Raw genomic sequence first — 2,364 nt, 5'->3', positions numbered from 1 at the left:
TACCCGCTACGACAAACTCGCCATCGTCTACCGCGGCGCAGCCGTTCTCAACGCCATCGTCGCCTGGACCCGACGTTTGTCAGACATGCCCTAGGCGCCCCGGTAAACTTCTGCAACCCGCACTCACCCTAGCAACGCGGCAGCAACAAAAGCACCAACCGGCTCTTGCGGTTCTTGTTCAAAAAGGGCAGCGATCTAAGCCATTACACCAAAGCCGACTTCAAACGCATCCAAGACACCCTCAACCGCCGGTCCCGCCCCACACTGGACCTCGGCAGGGTCTGCTGCATGATCAGGTGACAGTTTCGGTCAGGCGGCCTGACTGGCCGGTGTGGTCATGATTGCTTCGAATTCGACGGGGGTCAACCGGCCAGGAGCGACTTGGCGGCGTCGCCGGTGGTAGGTGCGTTCGATCCAGGTGACGAGCGCGATGCGCAGTTGCTCGCGGGTGTCCCAGCGGCGGCGGTCCAGGACGTTCTTCTGCAACAGGCTAAAGAAGCTCTCCATGGCAGCGTTGTCACCGGCGGCCCCGACACGGCCCATCGAACCGACCATGTCGTAGCGCCCGAGGGCATGGATGAATTTCCGGCTGCGAAATTGGCTGCCCCTGTCGGTGTGCAGGATGCAGCCGGCGACATCGCCGCGTCTAGCGACCGCGCTGGCCAGGGCGGTAGTCGCCAGTCGGGACTTCATTCGGGAGTCGATGCTGTAGCCGACGATGCGGTTGGAGAACACATCTTTGATCGCACACAGGTAGAGCTTGCCCTCGCCGGCGCGATGCTCGGTAATGTCGCTGAGCCACAATTTGTTTGGTGAATCGGCGGTGAAGTCGCGATCGACCAGATCGTCGTGCACGGGCGGCCCAGGCTTGCCGTTTTTGCCCCGCTTCTTCCCGAATGCACTCCACCACCCGTTGGTCGAGCAGATCCGCCACGCGGTCCGCTCGGCCATCGACTCGCCAGCGTCGGCAGCCTCAGTCGCAAGGAAGCGATATCCGAACTCAAGGTCGTCGCGGTGGGCATCGAACAGCGCGTTGGCCCGATGCGCCTCGACGTACTCAGCATCGGTCACGGGGTTGGCCAACCAGCGGTAATAGGGCTGGCGGGCGAGCTTGAGGACCCGGCACGTCACCGCGACGGCAATCCCGTCAGCGGCGAGCTCTTTCACGAGCGGGTAAAGCCTCTTCCCCGGCAGATTCGACTGCGACAAGTACGCCGCCGCCCGGCGCAGCACCTCGTTCTCCTGCTCCAGCAACCGGTTTCGGCGACGCAACTCCCGCAATTCGGCCGACTCGCCCATTGTCTTGCCCGGGGTGGCTCCGTCGTCGATGTCGGCCTGACGTAGCCACTTCGACAACGTCATCGGGTGCACCCCGAAATCGGCGGCGATCTGCTCGATCGTCACCCCGTCCTCACGGTTGCGGGCCACCCGCACGACGTCGTCGCGGAACTCCTTGGGATAGGGCCTTGCCATGATGACATCCTTCCAGCCCGCCCACCCTGGGCAAGCCATCTCAGGCAGGTGTCACCTATCCGGGCAGCAGACCCTTGACCACCTGCACGCGATCAACTGCGTTCGTCGCCGGCCAGGAGTTGATCGACTAGCGAGATTTAGTGCATCAGCCATGTCGGACTTTGCGTTAGCCTAAAGCGACAGTCCTACTCCAGGGGTAGGGGCGGTTCTTGTCTTGAAGGAAAGGCGCACATCACATAGCAGGCAGAAAATCGATCGCGTTTAGTCGGTATTTGCTAACAGTCAGGCGGAGCGGAGCATACGGTGGGCTGCCAGTAGTCTTCATCTCGCATCTTATGGCGGACCTACACGTTTAGCGCCAGCCTGCCGCAGGAAAGCCACGAATAGCCAGTGGCGCCTACCCTTCCGCAAGTTGTTCCCCGCGTTGCAATGGGCGCAACAGGGCGCGAGCCCGGACGAATACTCGAAAAGGACAGCACCACATGGCCGATCTGTTTGTTACGCCAGACCACCTTTCTCAGTTGGCGGCCGCCCAAGACCAGGCGTCCTCCCAAGCCACCACCGCTGCGTCGGCGGCTGATGGCGTTGAAACGGCAGTGTGGATATCCCACGGTGTCGCAAGTAGCGCTTCCAACGTGGCCTTTACCGCAGCCCTCGATGCACGTAAAGCCTTCGGCGAGGCATTGAGCACCGCCGCCACCCAACTGGCTGACAAGCTCCGAGTCGCTACGGAGTTATACCGGCAGACCGACGAGGAAGCCGCTGGCGAACTCGATAAGCAGATTCTATTGGAGAATGGTGCCGGGTCGGCGGAGACGTTCCCGGGGTCCACTGCGCCTGAGGGTGTTCAGGGCTTGGAGGCTGCGGGCGGTGAGGTGAGCCCGGTGGAAA

General features: G+C 62.3%; 2 protein-coding genes and 1 pseudogene. 2 read left to right on the top strand and 1 reads right to left on the bottom strand.

Going from position 1 to position 2,364, the window contains the following annotated elements:
• Window positions 1–93 precede the first annotated feature (93 nt).
• A pseudogene (locus tag SKC42_RS27325) lies at window positions 94–300 on the top strand (hypothetical protein); the annotation flags it as partial.
• A gap of 9 nt (window positions 301–309) precedes the next feature.
• Here the strand turns inward: SKC42_RS27325 and SKC42_RS27320 are convergent.
• Complete coding sequence (locus tag SKC42_RS27320; protein WP_330967352.1) at window positions 310–1,473, bottom strand: IS3 family transposase; 1,164 nt, start codon at window positions 1,471–1,473, stop codon at window positions 310–312.
• Between the two features lie 482 nt (window positions 1,474–1,955).
• Here SKC42_RS27320 and SKC42_RS27315 point away from each other — a divergent pair.
• Window positions 1,956–2,364: ESX-1 secretion-associated protein (locus SKC42_RS27315; RefSeq protein ID WP_330967351.1), on the top strand; the 409-nt coding region annotated here is incomplete at its 3' end.

This window comes from Mycobacterium sp. 050134, assembly GCF_036409085.1.
Taxonomy (GTDB): Bacteria; Actinomycetota; Actinomycetes; order Mycobacteriales; family Mycobacteriaceae; genus Mycobacterium.
Note: the sequence above shows the minus strand (reverse complement) of the source record. Positions and strands in the feature narration are given on the sequence as shown.